Below are 19,035 nucleotides of genomic sequence, written 5' to 3'. Positions count from 1 at the left end.
TTTTCTTGGCATTTTAAAATCCTCCTGATTACTATTATATCAGGAGGCTTCTATACACAAACTATTTCACAGTCTCTGCAAATTAAGATGGAGCCTTGCTTTTAGCACGGCTCTATCTTCTCTTCTTGTACAATACAAATCCTGCGGCTATTAAAATAACTGAAGCGACAACAACAGCGATTGTGATGCGTTTTTGTTTGGCTTTTTGTTGTTCTTGTTGAAGTTTTTGTTGCGCGAGTTTTTCTTCGTATTTTCTTTGTTTTTCTTCGTTTTCTGTTCTCAATTGTTCTTCTTTTTGACGCTTTTCTTCGGTTTTCTTTTTTTCTTCTTCCTGTCTCTTTTTCTCTTCTTCTTGTTTCTTTTTTTGTTCTTCTTTGTATTCTATGTTTTCAGATACAGTGAGGTAGATGTCGTGGTCGTGATTAATTACATTACCTTGATTTAATGAAAATTCATTGATTTCAGGTGTTATCGTAAATTCTTTATTATTGACACCTTCTTGATACATTTTTTCGATTTTGTAATGTCCGAAATCCAATGGCCTTTCTTTTTTCTTGCCATAAGGTACGACTGTTTTACGAGTTTCACCTGTATTTAAATTTCTCAAAATAACTATTACATTATTCCTATTTGCGGGATTCTTTTTGATTATGAATCTGATTACTCCGCTTTCTGTTCTCTTTTTTACATCGTCGTATCTTTTTGTTTTATTTATCGTGCCGTCGCTGTTTATCCAACGAACGTAATTTAATGCATCAATCGCATATAGATTTAGTTCGTCCATGTTTCCAGCGATATCTTCGTATTTTTTTGTGTTATCACCAAATTTTATCCAAGTGTTTCTCTCTTTTATTGCAGTTCCGTTATAAGGATCTACAAGCACACCTTTCTTGTTATAAATTCCAATTGGCATTCCATCAAAAGGGGCATTATACAATTCTCCGTCGTATTCTGGATCATACATTGTATAGCTACTTACTTGCGCACTCAAACAAATTAATAGTGAAAGCACCAACATTTTAAACAAATTTTTTAGTTTCATTTTTAGCTCCTAATTTATGTAGTGAAGATTCGTTTTCTTCCAATTTAATTATATCAATTATTTAATAGAAATCACATTGTTTTGTGAATTTATTTTAGTATAAAAATTGTTATTGATTAAAGACAAATGTATTTGCAAAACACTTATAATAGTAGTGTGGGTATTTTTTGATTTCAAACGTTAAGAAATTCTAAAGATTACAGAAAAAATAAGCAAAGTTAGTGAAGTTGTGATATAATTTTAACTGTTAAATATATTAATAGGATGATGAAAAATGGAAAAATCAAATCAAAAAAAATACACTTTTTTGATTAATACGACACCCCCTCCAAGGCTGATCAAAAGAATGGATCTAGTAAAAGACAAGTTCGATTTGTATGCTATTTGTTGGGATAAGGGGACAGATGAGAAATTTGATTTCAAGCGTGACTTTTGCAAGAAGGAAATAATCAACATAGATGCTGACAACAGTAACCCTATGAAAAGACTTATTCCAACTTACAAATTCTCACAAAAAGCTTATAAAATATTGGAGAGAATTAAACCGGATTTAATTCACGTCCAAAGTTATGATATGCTAGAGATAGCTACGAAATACAAGAAAAATAACGACAACAAGGTTAAGATTATATACGAAGTACCGGATATTCACAGATATTTGACTGATGACAAGAAGAATTTCCCTATGAATATTGTGTCTTCTGTTTTGAAAAAAAGAGAGAACAATATGCTTTCATTCGTGGATTTGATGATTGTGACTAGTATGAAATTCTGGGAACATTTTGAAGGAAAATACAGCAAGGATAATTTGGTGTTCATGCCGAACATTCCAAATTTGGAATTATTCAAGGATTATGATAAGTTAAGGGTGAAAAACCAACACGATACTTTCACTGTAGGATACATCGGTGGGCTAAGATATTTGAACGAATTGAAAAAGCTTACAAAAGCTATGGATGGTTTGGGAATGAATTTGATGATGGCAGGTTTCGAGAGTGGAACTTACTTCAAGGAGCTTGCTGAAACGAAAGATTTCATTGAATATCGTGGCAAATTTTACTATGACGATGAGATTGCAGAGCTTTATTCGAAATGCGACTGTATATTCTCAGTGTACGATGCGTCGATGAAAAATGTTAGGATTGCACTTCCGAACAAATTATACGAATCCATTCACGCTGAGCTTCCTATAATTGTCGCAAGGGACACTTATTTGTCGGAGGTTGTTAACGAATGGAATGTGGGAGTTGCGGTTGATCACGAGTCAGACGAAGAAATGAGAAATGTTTTGCTCAAACTTAGAGATGACCAATCATTCTACTACACGCTTCAAGAAAACTGCAGAAAAATGCAATCAGAATTAAATCCACAAAAAAATAACGAAAGATTATTGAATAGAATAGAAAATTTATTTTAAAGGAGAGAATATTATGATTAATGTAATTGGTTTAGGTTACATAGGTCTACCTACAGCGTTGATGCTATCAACATCAGGCAACAAGGTAGTGGGAACAGATATTAAAGAAGAAGTAATTGAAAAATTAAAGCATAAAGAATTAACTTTCGAAGAAAAAGGAATGGATGAGCTTTTCGAAAAAGCTTTGAACTCTGATATTACTTTTTCATTAAAACCAGTGTCCACTTCTTTCTATATTATTACAGCGCCAACTCCATACGATCCTGTATCTAAGAAATTGGATTGTTCCTATGTAGTGAAAGCTGTAGAATCAGTGTTGGAACCTGCAGAAGAAGATGCGATTATAGTTGTTGAATCAACAGTTTCACCGGGAGCTATCGACACTTACGTTAGACCTGTTGTGGAAGAATATATCGAAAAATCAGGCAAGAAATTAAACTTGGTTCACGCTCCAGAAAGAATTATTCCTGGTAACATGGTTTACGAATTGGAACACAACGCTAGAACAATCGGAGCTGACGATCCAAAATACGGCGAAAAAGTTAGGGAAGTGTACTCAACTTTCTGCAAAGGTGAAATCAATCTAACTAATATAAAAACAGCTGAAATGACAAAGGTTGTTGAAAATACATTCAGAGACATCAACATTGCATTTGCGAATGAATTGGCTAAGATTTGTCGCCAAGGTGGACTTGATGTCAACGAAGTTATCAGAATTTCCAACAAACACCCAAGAGTTAACATTCTTTCACCAGGACCTGGTGTAGGTGGACATTGTATTTCAGTTGACCCATGGTTTTTAGTTGGAGATTATCCACTTCTTACTGAAATAATCTACAAAGCTCGTCAAATCAACGATTCAATGCCAGAATATGTTCTTAAACGTGCTTACAATATTATGCAAGAAAACAACTTAAAAGATTTTTCAAGAGTTGGTATTTATGGATTGACTTACAAAGAAAACGTAGACGATGTCAGAGAATCTCCAACACTTCAATTATTACAACACCAAAAAGAACATTTGGGAGATGGATTGAAAGTTTACGATCCAATGGTAAAAAGAGAAGTTGTGGAAAATCAATACCACGATTTGAACAAATTCTTAGACGATGTTGATTTCGTAATCGTGATGATTGGTCACGACGAAATCAGAGAAAACATGGATGTATTAAAAGACAAAGTCGTACTTGATACAAGAAACATCGATGTTGATAACAAATATAATTTCTACAAATTATAAAACAAATCAAAGGGCGCTAATATTTGCAGCGCCTTTTTTTCAAAAGAGGTAAAAAATGAAAAAAGTAATGGTGGTTTTTGGGACAAGACCAGAAGCGATTAAAATGTGTCCACTTGTAAAAGAACTCAAAAAAAGAGACGAATTCGAAGTTTGTGTGCTTGTAACTGGACAACACAAAGAAATGCTACGTCAAGTGTTGGACGTTTTCGAAATCAAAGAAGACTACAACTTGGCTATCATGAAAAAAGGACAAAGCTTGTTCGATGTTACCACAACTATTTTGGACAAAATAAAATCTATACTAGAAGAAGAAAAACCAGACATTGTTTTGGTTCATGGAGATACTTCGACAAGTTTTGTTGCAGGACTTGCAGCATTTTATTTGAGAATACCAGTAGGTCATGTGGAAGCTGGACTTAGAACTTACAACAAATATTCTCCATATCCAGAAGAATTTAACAGACAAGCAATAGGATCGTTGGCAGATTTCCACTTCGCACCAACTACAACTGCAAGGGATAATCTGCTAAGAGAAAACAAAGATGAATCCAAAGTTTTCGTAACTGGAAACACAGTAATAGATGCACTTCAAACAACAGTACGTGACAATTATTCTAACGAAAATTTGATTGAAGGTAAAAAGATGATTCTTCTAACAATGCATAGAAGGGAAAACTTGGGAGAATCCATGAAGAACTCCTTCAGAGCAATTAAAAGAGTGGTCAACGAAAACGAAGATATTTATGTCATTTATCCGATACATTTGAATCCAAAAGTACGAGAAATCGCAAACGAAGTATTTGACAATCATCCTAGAATCAAACTCATCGAACCGTTGAATGTAGTTGATTTTCACAACTTCATGAAACAATCATTCTTCGTAATGACAGATTCAGGTGGAATTCAAGAAGAAGCCCCTGCACTTGGCAAACCTGTTTTAGTAATGAGAGACACAACAGAAAGACCTGAAGGGGTAGAGGCAGGGACATTAAAATTAACTGGACTTTGTGAAGAGGACATCTACAACGAAATGACCACACTTCTTTCTGACAAAAATGAATACGACAAAATGAGTGAAGCCACAAACCCTTACGGAGATGGCCACGCATCTGAAAGAATCTGTGACATTTTATCCAAAAATCTATAAACTAAAAAATCCAACTTCATGTAGAAGTTGGATTTCATATTTAAACGTCAAATAAATTTGATACGTTAACAGATTGGATTTTCTCAATTATCTTAATCTGGAATTGAATTGTTTAATTAAGCTTGTTTTTTGCTCTTTCTTGATTTTCTTTCAGTATTGAAAAGAGGATTAACTCTTTCGTAGAAGTCATTCATTTGTGCAAAGTTCATACTTGCCATGTTTGAGCTTAAGCTTACTGTACAGTTTTTACCGAAATTTCTGATTTGTTTTTGTGTTGTTTTTGTGAACATATTATTTTCCCCCTTATTAATTGTTTATTACTCTTTTAAGATGTTATTATTTGTTTAATTTGTTTAGTTATTACGCTTGTTTTTTGTTTTTCTTTAATTTTCTTGAACCAAATAATGGTGTCATTCTTTCGTAAAAGTTATCCGCTTGAGCAAAATTCATGCTCGCCATACTTGTGTTAAAACTAATTTGTGAACTTTTTCTAATATTATTTTTTCTCATAAATTTTACCCCCTATGCGTTTTTTCTGTTCTTGAAGATTCTTCTTGATCCAAACAATGGAGAGAATCTTTCGTTAAAATGATCGACACTTGCGAATGTCATTGATGACATATTTGTGTTCAAACCAAGAGATGTTTTCTTTGCAAAATCTAAATATTTTCTGTTATTCTTAATCATTTTAGTTCCCCCTCATTTAATATTTATATGTGATTTTCGATTCGTTAATAAATGAATATTCAACGAACGAAATTATCGAGTTTAGTATTCATTGGATATCCAAATGATAATTCATTTCATATCCCTCATTGCAATAAGTATTATATAACCATAAAACAGCTATGTCAAGCACTTTTTGAAACTTTTTTGAAAAATTTTTGTAAAGAAAAATCAGGAAAACGAATGATTTTTGTGCATACCGTTTTCATAATAGGCTTATTTTTATTCGATAAAATATTTTTTGGGAAAACAAATGTTGATATGTTCAAGTTTTATAAGAAAAATAAAAAAATCACGGTTAATCAATGTTTTCCTGCGATTTTCCCGAAAGAAAACAGAAAGCATTTTAAATTTTTGGGAAAATATTTGAAAAAATTGATAATGCATATTGGTGATTACAAAGAAATTTAGTAGAATAAAGCTATTTACACAAAAAAATTAGCCGAATTATTCGGCTAATTCAAATCAATTTATTTTTTATCTTCGATGTATTTTATACATAAATCGATAGATGCTTGTAATCCTTCTTGGTGAGTTCTTTCCATTGCGTGTGATGCATCAACACCAGGGCCAATCAAAGCAACTCTCAAATTATATCCTGCTGCTAATGCTGCTGATCCGTCTGATCCGTAGAATGGATAGATGTCAACTGCGTGAGGAATATTATTTTCTTCACAAATTCTAACTAATCTTTCTTTTAATTCTAAATCATAAGGTCCTGTAGAATCTGCTGCGCATATTGTTGTTTTAAATTCAGAAGATGTTTGTCCGTCTCCAGGAGCGGCCATGTCAACAACGATGAATTCGTCAGTTTCTTCTGGAATTCCATAACATGCACCGTGACCAACTTCTTCGTAGTTTGAGATGAAGAAGTTAAGAGTGTGTTTTGGAGTTATGTTGTTTTCTACAAAATATCTTACTGTTTCATACAATACGTATACGCAAGCTTTGTCATCTAAGTGTCTTGATTTTACGAATCCACTTTCTGTTAATTGTGTTCTTGAATCTAAATAGATGAAATCACCAACGTTGATTCCAAGTTTTTCTACATCTTCAGCTGATTCAACCTTTTCGTCAATTCTGATTTCCATAGTCTTGGCGTTTCTTTCGTTGCTTTTAGCTTCTGGACCGTAAACGTGAACTGATTGTTTGTCGTTTAAGCAAGTACCAGTGTATTTTTTGCCAGACATTGTGGAAATAGTTACATATTCATTTTCAACAGAGTTGTATGCGTAACCACCAACTAAGAATGTTTTTAATCTTCCGTTAGGTTTGATTTCTTTTACCATCAATCCCAATGTGTCCACGTGAGCTGCGAATGTAGATTGTTTTTCGTCAGTTTCACCACGAAGAGTAACAACCATTGCGCCCTTGTTAGTGAAGTTGATTTCAACTTTTCCTAATTCTTCGAATTTTTTTCTAACTTTTTCCATAACGACTTTAGTATCGCCAGATGGAGAAGAAGTCATTAAAATTTCTTTTAAAAAATCTAAATTTTCCATATTGAGAACCTCCTAAAATATATTTTTATGATACCACATATAAACACATTGTTTCAATTATTTGAGCTCATAGTTAATATTTTCGTTAATGATTACGAGATTAATTGGTTTTTAAAATTTTCACAGTGAATGTTTCGTTTGAATACACTATTTTAATTTTATAATTCATATCTTCAAGTAAGTTTTCGACGATATACATTCCAATTCCTTTAGATTTATTTTTTGTGGATGATACGAAAGGATGTGTGATTTTCTTTAAAAGATTTTTATCTACAGTTGTAGGATTGTTTGAAATCTCAATAACATCATTAAAATCGCAGCATATGTTTCCTCCGAAATCTGTGTATTCTATTGCGTTTTTTAGTAAGTTATCAAAAATTATTCTGAAATGGTCATAATCTACTATGTCGGATTTTTCTCCTTTAATCGTTACTTTCAAATTTTTCTCAGCTATTAAATCATGATGATTTTTAACGGATTCTCTCATTATCTCTGATAATTTCAAATTTTCCATTATCGGATTTTCATCAATTTTATTCATGAATAATAAATCATCTATTAGAATTTGAATTTGGTATAATTTTTTCCTAAGTTCTGGCAAGTACTTGTCGGTGTCTTCGTATTTTCCTATTTTTTCAATCATACTATCATTCAATAAAATAGCAGTTTGAAGAGGTGTCTTCAATTCGTGAGATGTAGATTTGATGAAGATTTCTTTTTTCTTCGTGTTTTTTTCTAATATTTTATAATTCTCAGTTAGTGTTTCGTACAGTGATTTCAAGTTATTAGAAAGTTCTTCGATTTCATCGTTAGTATGAATTTCCAAATCATATTTGGCGTTTTTTTGGTTTTTGGATACTTTAGTGAAATTATTCATCTTTAGAATTGGTTGTGTTATTGATTTTGAGTAGATTTTATTTAGTAAGAACACTATCATTACTATAAGCAAGAAAATCACAGGAAATGCAGAAATCACAGTAGATTTTATATCGGAAATGCTGTTAAATATATAAGGATATATAGAAACATAAGTTCCTTCAGAATGTTTTGATATTAAAATGAGATTAGTAGCGATAGAATCTTTTGTTTTGGACTCTGCTTTAATTAGTATTGAATTATTCTTTCTTTTAATACTAAAAGTGTCTTTTGATACATTATTGATATTACTATAATTATCAATTATAACGTATTTTTCTAGTTCTTTTTTTGCTTCTTTTATTAAAGGGTTTATTAATCTTTCAGAATTTTTAGAATTTATCTCTTTGAACTCATCGGTTTCAAGATAGCGTAAAAGATTTTTTATATTTTCATTTTTAACTGTCATACTTAAATTAAATCGCAGACCAGAAAACACAACTTTATCTTCTCCTTTAGGAATAAAATATGAATACATACCCTCTTTTGCGATTTCATTTAGATTATTGTAATTTTTGTTTTTTATAAATGAATCATGAACTGATGATGCAATATTCTCTGCTGATTCTATTTTTTTTTCTAAGTATACATTGGGCATATAAAAAGCCATATAGGAAAATATAATAGTACATATCAAAAGAGTGAGGATGATATTATACAAAAAATTTTTTGATGAAATATTTAATTTAGGCTTCTTCATTTAACTTATACCCCGCTCCTATAACTGTTTTAATAAAGTCTTTGGGTAGTTTTTTCCTCAAATTTTTTATATGGGAATCTATAGTTCTACTGCTTCCATAAAAATCTGTGTTGTAGAGAGAATTAATTAGATTTTCTCTTGAAAATACTTTTGTTGGATTGTTTAGAAACAACGACATAATTTGAAATTCTGTAACTGTTAATTTCAAATCCATTCCATTATATAATACACGAAAACCTTCTTCATCTAACGATAATCCCACCTGTGAAGTATTTTGTGAAAAACTTCTTCTTTTCATTATCATTTCTAGTTTTTTAATCAATAGTATTGGCTGAACTGGCTTGACAATATAATCGTCACAATACAGATCAAAAGCACTAATTTGAGTATTTAAATCATCAAGAGCAGTCAGCATCAATACGTTTGAGTTTGATATAGATGGAGTATTTCGTATAAACCTTAATACATCTATTCCGCTGTTTTCTCCTTCGACCATAATATCTAGGATGATAGCATCAAAACTATTATTACTCAAAATTTTAATCGCTTCATCGCCATTTGAACTTTGACACACATCAAATCCAGCTATTTTCATGTATTCGGTTAAAATCTCTCTTATTTGCAATTCGTCTTCTAAAAAGAATATTTTTTTCATACCATCACATCCTATAATAATTATATAATAAGTTGATAAAAAATGTAGTTTTTAGTTCGATTTGCGTTTGTTTTTGTAAATAGATATAGTAAATAATACTAATGATAATAAGACTAATACGATTAAAGATTGAAAGAATGAATAGTTTAATTTTGCTCCTTTTGCGACTTCATTCACATATTCTATAGAAGAAAAGTGACTAATTGGAATTAATTGTGCAATCTTCTTGATTCCTTTTGGCATATCTTCTACTTGAATCCCCATCATTCCTCCTAGTATCATACTCAAAAAGTATATTCCCATTGAAAGGGAAAAAGAAATAGAGAATTTTTTAAAGAATATACATATAGAATATCCGATAAAAAAAGAAGCAACAGCAATCAAAGTTACAAATCCTGTGTGTTTTATTATTGATATTAAAGGAATATTAACACCTAAAGCGTATTTCATAACCCCAAAATAAAAAATATTACAAACAGTCCAGAATAAATAATAGACTATAAATTTGTATTTTGCCATTGATAAATGATTAATTGAAAACAAGTCTAACCTATCATATACACCTTCTTCCAAATCTTTAGCAAATAATGCTGATAATCCAACTAAAAATATAGAAAGTGGGCTTATAATACTAATAGTTAAAACTATGCTTCTTTTTACCTCATCAATGAGAGATGCAGGAATATCTTTGAGTCCCGATATTATTAGAAACGACATCAATATTGGAAATACCATTCCGAAAAATAAACCTGTAAAGTTTTGTAAAAGTAACTTTGTCTCAAATTTAAAAATGTATTTGTTCATTATTTTGCTCCTTCCTTCTTCAATGCATTAAGAACTGTAAGTTCAATAGAATCATTCAAACGTTCGAATTGTTGATCATTATCCACAAGAGATGATATCAATTTTTTCTCTGTATTTAAATCATGAAATCCTGCAGCTATTTTGTTTTCCATTGCTTCTAATCTTATATCTTTTGGTATAAGTGATTCTGTTATGTTGTTTTTTTCGGTTAAAATAACTGAACTTGTACAGTACTTTAAGAACATCTCTCTTTTTTTTCCATAGAAAAGAACTTTTCCTTCATGTAAATACAACAACTTATCACAAATATCCTCTAATTCTTGATAATAATGACTAACCATGAGGATTGTTGTCGACTTGTCTTTGTAGTATTCTACTATTTTTTCCATTAATGATTGTCGACTCACAAAATCAAGTCCTGTTGTTACCTCATCAAATATAGTGACTGGAGAATTTTGCCACATAACCAAAATCAAAGTGAGTTTTTGTTTTTCTCCACCAGATAATTTTTTAAATGATTTATGAAGCAATTTTTCGAAATCGAAATACTTTATTAAATCCATCAAATTTTCATCTGATTCTATTTTTTTATTAGTAATCATTTGAATAATATCTTTTGTTTTAACCGTTTCTGAATAATTGTTAAACTGCATGTGAACTGCAATTTTTTCTTTGGGTATATCGCTTGAAATGCTCCCACTATAATTAACTAATCCCAAAATTGCCTTAATTAACGTGGATTTTCCTGCACCATTTGATCCAATAATTCCTATTTTATGAGCATCTTCTAGGACGATTTCATCTTTAATATCAACAGCAATATTGTCTTTGTATTGAACTTTAACGTTATTTAATTTAATCATAAGCTCCTCCTTGTTATCTATATAATAAAATGCGGGTGTGGATTTAAAGTGCATTTGGTATATAATTTAGGTAAATTATTATGATAAAATTAATTGAGGTGAAAAATGAAAGGATATTTTGCATCACATTTCTTCAACGACGCTATGTTTCGTTGGACTGAAGATTTGGCGAGATTTATAGAGAAAGAAGTGGACATTGATTTGTATGTGCCACAACGAAATGATTCGATAAACAACAAAAAAGACAATGATGCTACAATCACTGACATCGACATCGCAAGAAATGACATGGCGAAGTTAAAAGAAGCAGATGTTTTAATAGCTTGTCTTGATGGATTGTCGATTGACGATGGTGTTGCAGGAGAAATTATGGCTTTTTCTGTGATGAAAGATTACGAAGAAGAATACAAATTATCAGACAAGAAGAGAATTATCATAGGATTTGTCACAGACATGAGATATTTGGGAACTGGAGAGAACAAATTATACAGAAACCAAATGATAGTCGGTCAAGTAAAAGACAAGGGATATTTCATTGTTGGCTATCCAAATACAGACGATTACAAGAAAGAAATCGTGAATATTATTAAAAGAGAATATTAGAGAGAAAATCTAGCTAGAAATAGCTAGTTTTTTTATTGACAAATGGTAAATGAAAATTTATCATATAAGTGATAAGAATATTCACTATCAAGAGGGAGAAGAATGAGAAGAAAGTACTTATCTGGAATATGCAAATTAATTTATTTAATAACAGTAATTTTAATATTTATAGTTAACAAGAAAAATATTGAAATATCAAAAATCACATTGATTCTTTTAGTGGGAATAAATTTTTTTAGCTTTGCCGCAAATATATTTTTATCGGAAATATCAAAAAAGTTAAAAATTGGCATAATTTTGTCTTTGGTAATTGGTTACGTAATTTTCTTAATTTTAATATGATTTAATAGTAAATTGAAATATTCTTATCGTAGCATAGCGAAGTTCTCATTGGATTTTGGTAGAGATTTGGTGAGGACTTTTTTGTTGGTATCAGAATTAGATATAACTTGGTGTATAATATAAATGAAAGAATAATTCAAAATAACAAATCAGACAAATTACAGTTTTCATACTATTTTTAAATGGCGGAATATGGTATAATTAGTAGTTGTGATTTGTAGTTAACTTAACAGTTAAATGAATCTAATAATTTGAAAGGAAGTTGTTATGAATAAATTAGCGATAATTGGCGCACAATGGGGAGATGAAGGTAAGGGAAAGGTTGTAAATTATTTTTCTCAATTTAATGATATTATTGTAAGATCTTCAGGTGGAGCCAACGCAGGACATACTATTTATTTTAAAGACAAAAAGTACGTACATCATTTACTACCATCTATAACTTTTGATACAGATTCTAAGGGATTCTTGGCAAAAGGAATGGTAATCGAATTAGAACAAATGATTGAAGAGTTGAAAGTTTTGGAAGCTGATTTCCCAGGAATTTCCAAGAGATTTATGGTCGATGTAGAAACATTTATCGTTCTACCTTACCACAAAGAAGAAGACGGATTGTTGGAATCTATGAGAAAAAATCCTATCGGAACTACAAAAAGAGGTATTGGACCTGCTTATCAAGACAAAGCTGCTAGACAAAACGTTAGAATTATTGATTTGTTTGACGATGAATTGTTAAGAGAACGCGTTGAAGAAATAGTTTATTTGAAAAACAACATCTACGAAGGCAAAATGCACATCGATGTCGACGAAACAGTAAATTATTTGCTTGACAAATTCGACCAATTATTAAAATTGGGCGTTACGTTCACATCAGCATCTGAAATCGAAGAAGAAATCAAAAACAAAAAAGTTCTTTTCGAAGGTGCACAAGGAATCATGCTTGACTTAGACTCGGGAACATACCCATACGTTACATCAAGCACAACAACTGCTTACAGCGCATCAGCAGCAGATGTTACATTGACTGATGATGACACAATCATGGGAGTTGTAAAAGCATACACATCCAGAGTTGGAGAAGGAGAATTCCCAACAGAATTGTTCGATGAAGAAGCAGACAAGCTTAGAAAATTAGGCAATGAATTCGGAGCTACAACTGGAAGAAATAGACGTGTAGGTTGGATTGACCTTGCACAACTACGTTATGCAATCAAAAAAAGCAAAATCAACTCAATTGTCATGACAAAAGCAGACGTATTAAACGGCTACGACAAAGTAAAAGTATGCGTTGGATATGAAATTGATGGAGTTGAACAAAAAATGCCATTCATTTCAAATGATTTCAAAAAAGCAAAACCAATCTATAAAGAATTTGACGGTTGGAATGATGTGTTTGAAGTAAACTTCTTGAAATACATGACATTCATCGAAAAAGAATTAGACACAGAAATCTCTTACGTTTCTTATGGTCCAAAAACAGAAGAAATTATGGAAAAAAGAGATTTTATCATGAATATAAAATAAAATATTACAAATTATATCGTGGACTAGATCCACGGTATTTTTTTGTCCAAATTCACATCAGACTCCAACCCCCGAAAATTTATAAAAAAATGTTACAAAATTTCAAAAATTTTGTTTTATGAAATTGAAAAATATCAAATAAAAACGAAATTTGCAAAACAAATGCTGGATTTTCAACGTTTTAAATCGAAAAAATAAAAATAAAAAATTTTAGGAAAAATGTTGAACATAGTTCAAAAAAGTGTTACAATATAAAACGTCAAAAGAAATGAACAGTGTTCAAGAGATGAAAGGAGGTTAGTTGTGTCGTATTTGGACGAAAAGAAAAAAGATAATAAATTACAAATAATTCAGTCTGCGGTTAAGATGTTTGAGAAAAAAGGCGTTGATAAGACGACTATAAGAGATATTATGAGCAACACTGATTTGGGATTGGGAACTTTTTATTCTTATTTTAAGGATAAGGAAGATTTGAAGGAACAAATCGTTCTGAAGAAGCTTACAGATTTGGTGGTGGAAACTGAGAAGAAGTGCACACAAGAAGATCATGTTGAAAGGTTTATTAGTTTTTTGGATTATATTATTGATTATTATATTGCTAATCCTTTTGAGTTTGAACTTGTTGCGAGTAATTTGAACTGGGCGTTGTATGCTAAGGTAGAAAATGATAAGAGATTTTCTGAAACAGACACTGCGCTGAAATACATTTTGAAGAAGTATTCACAGTTGTTCTCAAAAGAATATTCTGATTCACAAAAATTATATATTCTTTCTTTGACGATTGAGACTGTGATTTCAACTTGTAAGCTTGCAATCAGAAAGGATTCTATTTTATCGATTGATGAAATGAAGTCTGTTTTGGTTGAAGTTATTAAACAAATTTTAAATAGATAAGGGTGATTTACATGAAGAAATTTTCAGAATTTATAGCTAATCATCCTAAGTTAGTGCTTTTGGTTATGACTTTGTTGTTGATTCCATCAATAATTGGTTACAAGGCGACTAATATTAACTACGATATTTTGTCTTATTTACCAACTGACTTGAAGTCTACACAAGGCCAAACTATTTTGGACAAAGATTTCAAAAATGCAGCTACTGGGATGTTGATTTTAAAAGGCACAGACAACGATGCCGAGAAATTAAGAGAAGAAGTGAAAAAAATCGACGGGGTTGAGGATGTTATTTCCAAGACTTCGATTATTGGGCCAACTGTTCCTAATGAATTTTTGCCAGATGATATTAGAGATGTGTTCTATGCAAAAGATAGTACTTTAATGATGGTTAAGTTTAGTGAATCGTCATCTTCAATGAGAACTATGAAGGCGATAGATCAAATCAAACAAATCGAATCCAAAGAAAAATACTTGAGTGGTATTAGTGCTCTTGTAAAAGACACTAAGGATTTGATAGATAAGGAAACACCAATTTATGTAATACTTGCTGTGGCACTTGGACTTGTGGTGTTGAGCTTGACGAATGAATCGACTGTAATTCCATTCGTATTTATGTTGAATATAGGATATGCTGTTATTTATAATTTTGGGACTAATATATTCTTAGGGCAAATATCCTACATTACTAAGGCGATTGCAGCGGTGTTGCAGCTTGCCGTAACGATGGATTATTCGATTTTCTTGTATCATAGATATGCAGCGGAAAAGAAAAAGAGAGACACACATAAGAAGGCAATGGCGAAAGCAATTGAGGCGACATTCTCATCGTTGTTCTCATCTTCACTTACAACTTTTGCAGGATTCTTGGTTTTGATATTGATGAGATTATCGTTGGGTAAAGATATCGGTCTTGTAATGAGTAAGGGTGTATTCATCGGACTTTTATCTACTTTGATTGTTCTTCCACCAATGCTACTTCTTACAGAAAAAGCTGTGGACAAATACAATCACAAAGTATTACTTCCAGAATTTACAAAATTACCAAACTTCGTCGTAGACAAGAGAAAAGTGTTGGCATTAGTATTTGTAGTGTTGTTCATTCCAGCAATTTATGGATCTGTAAACACAAAATTATACTACAACTTGGATAGATCATTGCCACAAGATTTGGACTCCATTGTATCTCTTAATAAAATGAAGAAAGACTACAATATGGCAAGTACTCATTTTATCGTAGTAAAAGATGATTTATCTAATACTGCTATGGATTCTATGATTGATGAGTTAGAACACATCGACGGTATCAATTCAGTTGTCGGAACGAATTCAATCACAGGTGTTACAATTCCTGCGACATTCTTGCCAGACAAACTCAGAGATAACTTCGTAAAAAACGGCTACGAAATGCTTATGGTTAATTCAGAATACCAAACAGCATCTGACGAAGTAGACAAACAAATCACACAAATGCGTGATGTAATAGCAAAACACGACAAGGACGGATATTTGACAGGTGAAGCTGTTCTTACAGACGATTTGACAGATATTTCCGATCAAGACTTCAAGATGGTTAACATAGCATCATTAATTGCAGTATTCATAATCATCGCAATATCGTTCAAATCATTTGGAATTCCAGTTGTATTGATAGCAGCCATAGAACTTGCAATTCAAATCAACATGGCAATCCCATTCTACTTCAATCAAACAATTCCGTTTATCACATCGATAGTAATCGGCGTAATCCAATTGGGATCTACGATAGATTATTCTATATTAATGACGGACAGATTCTTGTTCGAATATCGAAAGACTAAAGATGTAAATGGTTCGTTGAAAACATCGGTAAGAGAAACATCCAAATCAATTGTTACAAGTGCCTTATCATTCATGGCAGCAACAGTTGGTGTAGGAATTTATTCAAAAATGGAAATAGTATCCACAATATGTACGTTATTGGCTAGGGGAGCAATCATCAGTATGCTTGTAATCATAATATTACTTCCAGCAGTATTGAGCATTACATTCCCATTTATCAAGAAAACAACTAAAAATTTAGCGTAAAGGAGAAGACTATGAAGAAAAATATTGAAAAAATCTTAGCCTTGTCATTAGTATCTTCAATGACATTTGCTAACCTATCATTTGCAGAACAACAAGATTTAATCAAAAAATCAGAAACAGTTTATGTAACAGTAGAAGGTAACGAAATCAAAGACAAATCAGTTTCTGTATGGTTAAATTCAGATAAAAATATAAAAGCAAACGACAAATCTAATTTGAAAAATGTAAAAGATTTGAAAACAGACAAAGAACTAAAATCTGAAAATGGTTATTTGAAATTAGATGAAAACAAAAAAGACATCTACTACAAAGGTGACACTGACAAAAAACTTCCAGTGGATATATCTGTAAAATACTTCTTAGATGGAAAAGAAATGAAAGCTTCTGAATTGGAAGGTAAGTCTGGTCATTTGAAGATTGTAATCAATTCTAAAAATAACAGATACGAAGCCAAAACAATTGACGGACAATCAAAAAATGTATATTCACCATATGTCGTTGTAGCAGCGATGACATTTGACGATGAAAAAGTAGAAAACGTCACATCAGACGATATCAAAGTTGTAAAAGACGGAAAGAACGAAATAGTAACTACAGTTATGACGCCAGGTATGAAACAAAACTTAACAGGAATTGTAGAAGACAAAGAATTGGACAACTTCAAAGACGAAGTTTCAGTTGAAATGGATATTAAAGATTACAAACCAGTAGAAATCTACTCTGTAATCACTAACGAATTCTTCCAAGAAAAGAAAAATATCGACTCATTAGATAAACTTCAAAACGGTGTTAAAGAATTACAAGATAATTCACAAAAACTTGTAGATGCATCAGTTAAATTATCTGAAGGACAAGACAAACTAAACTCAGGAATTTCACAAATGCAAACAGGAGTTACAAAACTACACAATGGTTCACAAAAACTTGCATCATCTACACAACAAATGCAAGGCAAATTCTCAGGAATACAATCAAAAGTAGGTCCTATCCAAGGATATGTAGCTCAAATGAATGACGGTAGCTTGAAATTGTACAACGGAATTTCAGATTACACAGCTGCTGTAGCTAAAATCAAAGAAAACACAGCTAAAATCAAAGAAGGCTCCGAAAAACTAGCCAAAGGTGCGACTGATTTGGACAATGGAGTTGGCAAATTAAAAGATGCTACTTCACAATTAAGAGCTGGAACTGAAAGTATGAAAGAAATGACTGCGCAAAAAGACCAACTACTTGAAAAATCATCACAATTATCAAATGGTTTGAATGGTTTGGCAGGAAGCTACGGTCAATTAGCAGATACAGTTGAACAAATTTCTGGAAAATCACAACAATTAAAAGATTCAAGCGCACAATTCAACGAAAAATTACAACAAGTAGCACAACTTGCAGGTGGTGCTGAGACAAGTGCAAGTGCAGAAAAAATCGCACGTGGACTTGAAAGCTCAGCAGAAGGATTGAACAATGCAATCCAACAATTACAAGCAAACAATGAAGAAGGACAACTAAACGACATAATTGCATATCTTCAAGCACAAAAAAATGTAATGTACGTTCAAGCAGAATCCATTAGAAATGCTGGTTCACAAAATGCTGGGCAACAAAAACTACAAGCAGCATTGGCACAATTAGCACAAAGTTCAAGTGCATTATCACAAGGAAACGCTGATTTATCCAATGCACTTATGAGAACATCAGCCGCTATGAATCAATCAAAAGCAAAACTTGTAGATTCTTCTAACCAATTATCTCAAGGCTTGGGACAAATGGGTGGTGCATTGAACGGCGCAGATGGATTATCAACATTAAAGGATTCCATCGACAAACTTGACGATGCAACAGGTCAAATCAAAGGTGGATCACAAACATTAAAAGAAGGAACATTGCAAAACGAAAAAGCAATGGCAATGCTTTTGAATGGAATGGAAGAATTGGATAAGAATTCAAGTGCGTTAGTTGAAGGCTCATCAAAATTATCTGGTGGATTACAAGAATTCAACAAACAATCAGCTCTTTTATCTTCATTGTCACAAATCAATGAAAAAGCCATCATTCCAATGAGTAATGCAATCAATATGTTAAATGATGGACTTGGAAAATTAGATTCATCAACTGGACAATTAAAATCAGGTAGCGACAAGCTTGCTTCTGGACAAAAAGAATTCAGCTCCAAACTAAAAGAATACAAAGAAAAAGGAATTGATGAATTATCCAACAAGACAAAAGATTTGAACAAATTCAAAGACATCATCGATGCTATGAGTGATTTGGCAGTTAAAGATTCTTCATTCACAGGAACAGACAATAATTTTGAAACAAAATCAAGAATTGTCGAAAAAATAAAATAGTAATCTTTACAAAAACATTCTATTCTGATACAATCTAATGTATCGATGAAGAGAATATTAGTTCTATACGATTTTTCAGAGAGAAAGTGTAAGGTGGGAACTTTCATTTACGATAGAATGAACCTAACTCGGAGATTATGTCAAAATCATAGGGTTGTCACCTTATAACTAACAAACTAGAAGTGGTATAGCGATCCTTCGTCTTCGTGACGGAGGATCTTTTTTTAGATACATATTAAATACACCAAAG

19 protein-coding genes are annotated in these 19,035 nt (G+C 31.8%); 10 read left to right on the top strand and 9 right to left on the bottom strand.

Going from position 1 to position 19,035, the window contains the following annotated elements:
• Positions 1-112: 112 nt before the first annotated feature.
• The gene (locus GKG00_RS08225) at positions 113-1,042 is read right to left on the bottom strand and encodes a hypothetical protein (RefSeq protein WP_154255006.1); all 930 of its coding nucleotides are present in this window, start codon (positions 1,040-1,042) and stop codon (positions 113-115) included.
• A 274-nt stretch (positions 1,043-1,316) separates the two neighbouring features.
• On the opposite strand from GKG00_RS08225, the gene GKG00_RS08220 reads away from it, so the two are divergent.
• Genes GKG00_RS08220 through wecB form a run of 3 tightly spaced genes read left to right on the top strand, consistent with a single transcriptional unit; the run spans position 1,317 to position 4,846 of the window.
• Positions 1,317-2,459 carry a glycosyltransferase gene (locus GKG00_RS08220; RefSeq protein WP_154255005.1) on the top strand — a complete coding sequence of 381 codons (1,143 nt, stop codon included), beginning with the start codon at positions 1,317-1,319 and terminating at the stop codon, positions 2,457-2,459.
• Positions 2,460-2,472: 13 nt separating this feature from the next.
• Positions 2,473-3,699, top strand: coding sequence for a nucleotide sugar dehydrogenase (locus GKG00_RS08215; RefSeq protein ID WP_154255004.1), 1,227 nt, complete (start codon positions 2,473-2,475; stop codon positions 3,697-3,699).
• Positions 3,700-3,754: 55 nt separating this feature from the next.
• Entirely contained in the window at positions 3,755-4,846 is a 1,092-nt protein-coding gene (gene wecB / locus GKG00_RS08210; protein WP_002835800.1) for a UDP-N-acetylglucosamine 2-epimerase (non-hydrolyzing), read from the top strand.
• Positions 4,847-4,962: 116 nt separating this feature from the next.
• On the opposite strand, the gene GKG00_RS08885 is transcribed toward wecB, so the two are convergent.
• The 3 genes from GKG00_RS08885 to GKG00_RS08200 form a co-directional block, all read right to left on the bottom strand.
• The gene (locus GKG00_RS08885; RefSeq protein WP_002835799.1) at positions 4,963-5,136 is read right to left on the bottom strand and encodes a hypothetical protein; all 174 of its coding nucleotides are present in this window, start codon (positions 5,134-5,136) and stop codon (positions 4,963-4,965) included.
• Between the two features lie 70 nt (positions 5,137-5,206).
• The gene (locus tag GKG00_RS08205; protein ID WP_002835798.1) at positions 5,207-5,356 is read right to left on the bottom strand and encodes a hypothetical protein; all 150 of its coding nucleotides are present in this window, start codon (positions 5,354-5,356) and stop codon (positions 5,207-5,209) included.
• Positions 5,357-5,368: 12 nt separating this feature from the next.
• Entirely contained in the window at positions 5,369-5,533 is a 165-nt protein-coding gene (locus GKG00_RS08200; RefSeq protein WP_002835797.1) for a hypothetical protein, read from the bottom strand.
• Positions 5,534-5,719: 186 nt separating this feature from the next.
• On the opposite strand from GKG00_RS08200, the gene GKG00_RS08195 reads away from it, so the two are divergent.
• Positions 5,720-5,983, top strand: a complete 264-nt coding sequence (locus tag GKG00_RS08195; protein WP_172976500.1) for a hypothetical protein — start codon at positions 5,720-5,722, stop codon at positions 5,981-5,983.
• A 59-nt stretch (positions 5,984-6,042) separates the two neighbouring features.
• Here GKG00_RS08195 and GKG00_RS08190 read toward each other — a convergent pair whose 3' ends face one another.
• The 5 genes from GKG00_RS08190 to GKG00_RS08170 form a co-directional block, all read right to left on the bottom strand.
• Positions 6,043-7,074, bottom strand: a complete 1,032-nt coding sequence (locus GKG00_RS08190) for a M42 family metallopeptidase (RefSeq protein WP_154255002.1) — start codon at positions 7,072-7,074, stop codon at positions 6,043-6,045.
• Between the two features lie 100 nt (positions 7,075-7,174).
• Entirely contained in the window at positions 7,175-8,587 is a 1,413-nt protein-coding gene (locus tag GKG00_RS08185; RefSeq protein WP_241673674.1) for a HAMP domain-containing sensor histidine kinase, read from the bottom strand.
• A gap of 88 nt (positions 8,588-8,675) precedes the next feature.
• On the bottom strand, positions 8,676-9,344 hold the full coding sequence (locus GKG00_RS08180; protein WP_002841974.1) for a response regulator transcription factor: 669 nt from the start codon (positions 9,342-9,344) through the stop codon (positions 8,676-8,678).
• A gap of 51 nt (positions 9,345-9,395) precedes the next feature.
• Positions 9,396-10,148, bottom strand: a complete 753-nt coding sequence (locus GKG00_RS08175) for an ABC transporter permease (RefSeq protein ID WP_094223051.1) — start codon at positions 10,146-10,148, stop codon at positions 9,396-9,398.
• The gene (locus GKG00_RS08170) at positions 10,148-11,011 is read right to left on the bottom strand and encodes an ABC transporter ATP-binding protein (protein WP_154255000.1); all 864 of its coding nucleotides are present in this window, start codon (positions 11,009-11,011) and stop codon (positions 10,148-10,150) included. The genes GKG00_RS08175 and GKG00_RS08170 overlap by 1 nt, the downstream gene beginning before the upstream one ends.
• A 105-nt stretch (positions 11,012-11,116) precedes the next feature.
• On the opposite strand from GKG00_RS08170, the gene GKG00_RS08165 reads away from it, so the two are divergent.
• The 6 genes from GKG00_RS08165 to GKG00_RS08140 all read left to right on the top strand — a co-directional run bounded on the left by GKG00_RS08165 (position 11,117) and on the right by GKG00_RS08140 (position 18,785).
• Entirely contained in the window at positions 11,117-11,614 is a 498-nt protein-coding gene (locus tag GKG00_RS08165) for a nucleoside 2-deoxyribosyltransferase (protein ID WP_110058286.1), read from the top strand.
• Positions 11,615-11,716: 102 nt separating this feature from the next.
• Positions 11,717-11,956 (top strand): hypothetical protein, encoded by a 240-nt coding sequence (locus tag GKG00_RS08160; RefSeq protein ID WP_154254999.1) that lies wholly within the window; start codon positions 11,717-11,719, stop codon positions 11,954-11,956.
• Positions 11,957-12,223: 267 nt separating this feature from the next.
• Complete coding sequence (locus GKG00_RS08155) at positions 12,224-13,480, top strand: adenylosuccinate synthase (protein WP_154254998.1); 1,257 nt, start codon at positions 12,224-12,226, stop codon at positions 13,478-13,480.
• Between the two features lie 303 nt (positions 13,481-13,783).
• Entirely contained in the window at positions 13,784-14,374 is a 591-nt protein-coding gene (locus GKG00_RS08150) for a TetR/AcrR family transcriptional regulator (RefSeq protein WP_227905991.1), read from the top strand.
• An 11-nt stretch (positions 14,375-14,385) separates the two neighbouring features.
• Positions 14,386-16,440 (top strand): MMPL family transporter, encoded by a 2,055-nt coding sequence (locus GKG00_RS08145; RefSeq protein ID WP_154254997.1) that lies wholly within the window; start codon positions 14,386-14,388, stop codon positions 16,438-16,440.
• 11 nt (positions 16,441-16,451) lie between these two features.
• Positions 16,452-18,785, top strand: a complete 2,334-nt coding sequence (locus GKG00_RS08140) for a hypothetical protein (RefSeq protein ID WP_154254996.1) — start codon at positions 16,452-16,454, stop codon at positions 18,783-18,785.
• Positions 18,786-19,035: the final 250 nt, after the last annotated feature.

It is taken from the genome of Finegoldia sp. BIOML-A1, assembly GCF_009678325.1.
Lineage (GTDB): Bacteria > Bacillota > Clostridia > Tissierellales > Peptoniphilaceae > Finegoldia > Finegoldia magna.
This window is presented reverse-complemented; position numbering and strand designations above follow the sequence as displayed.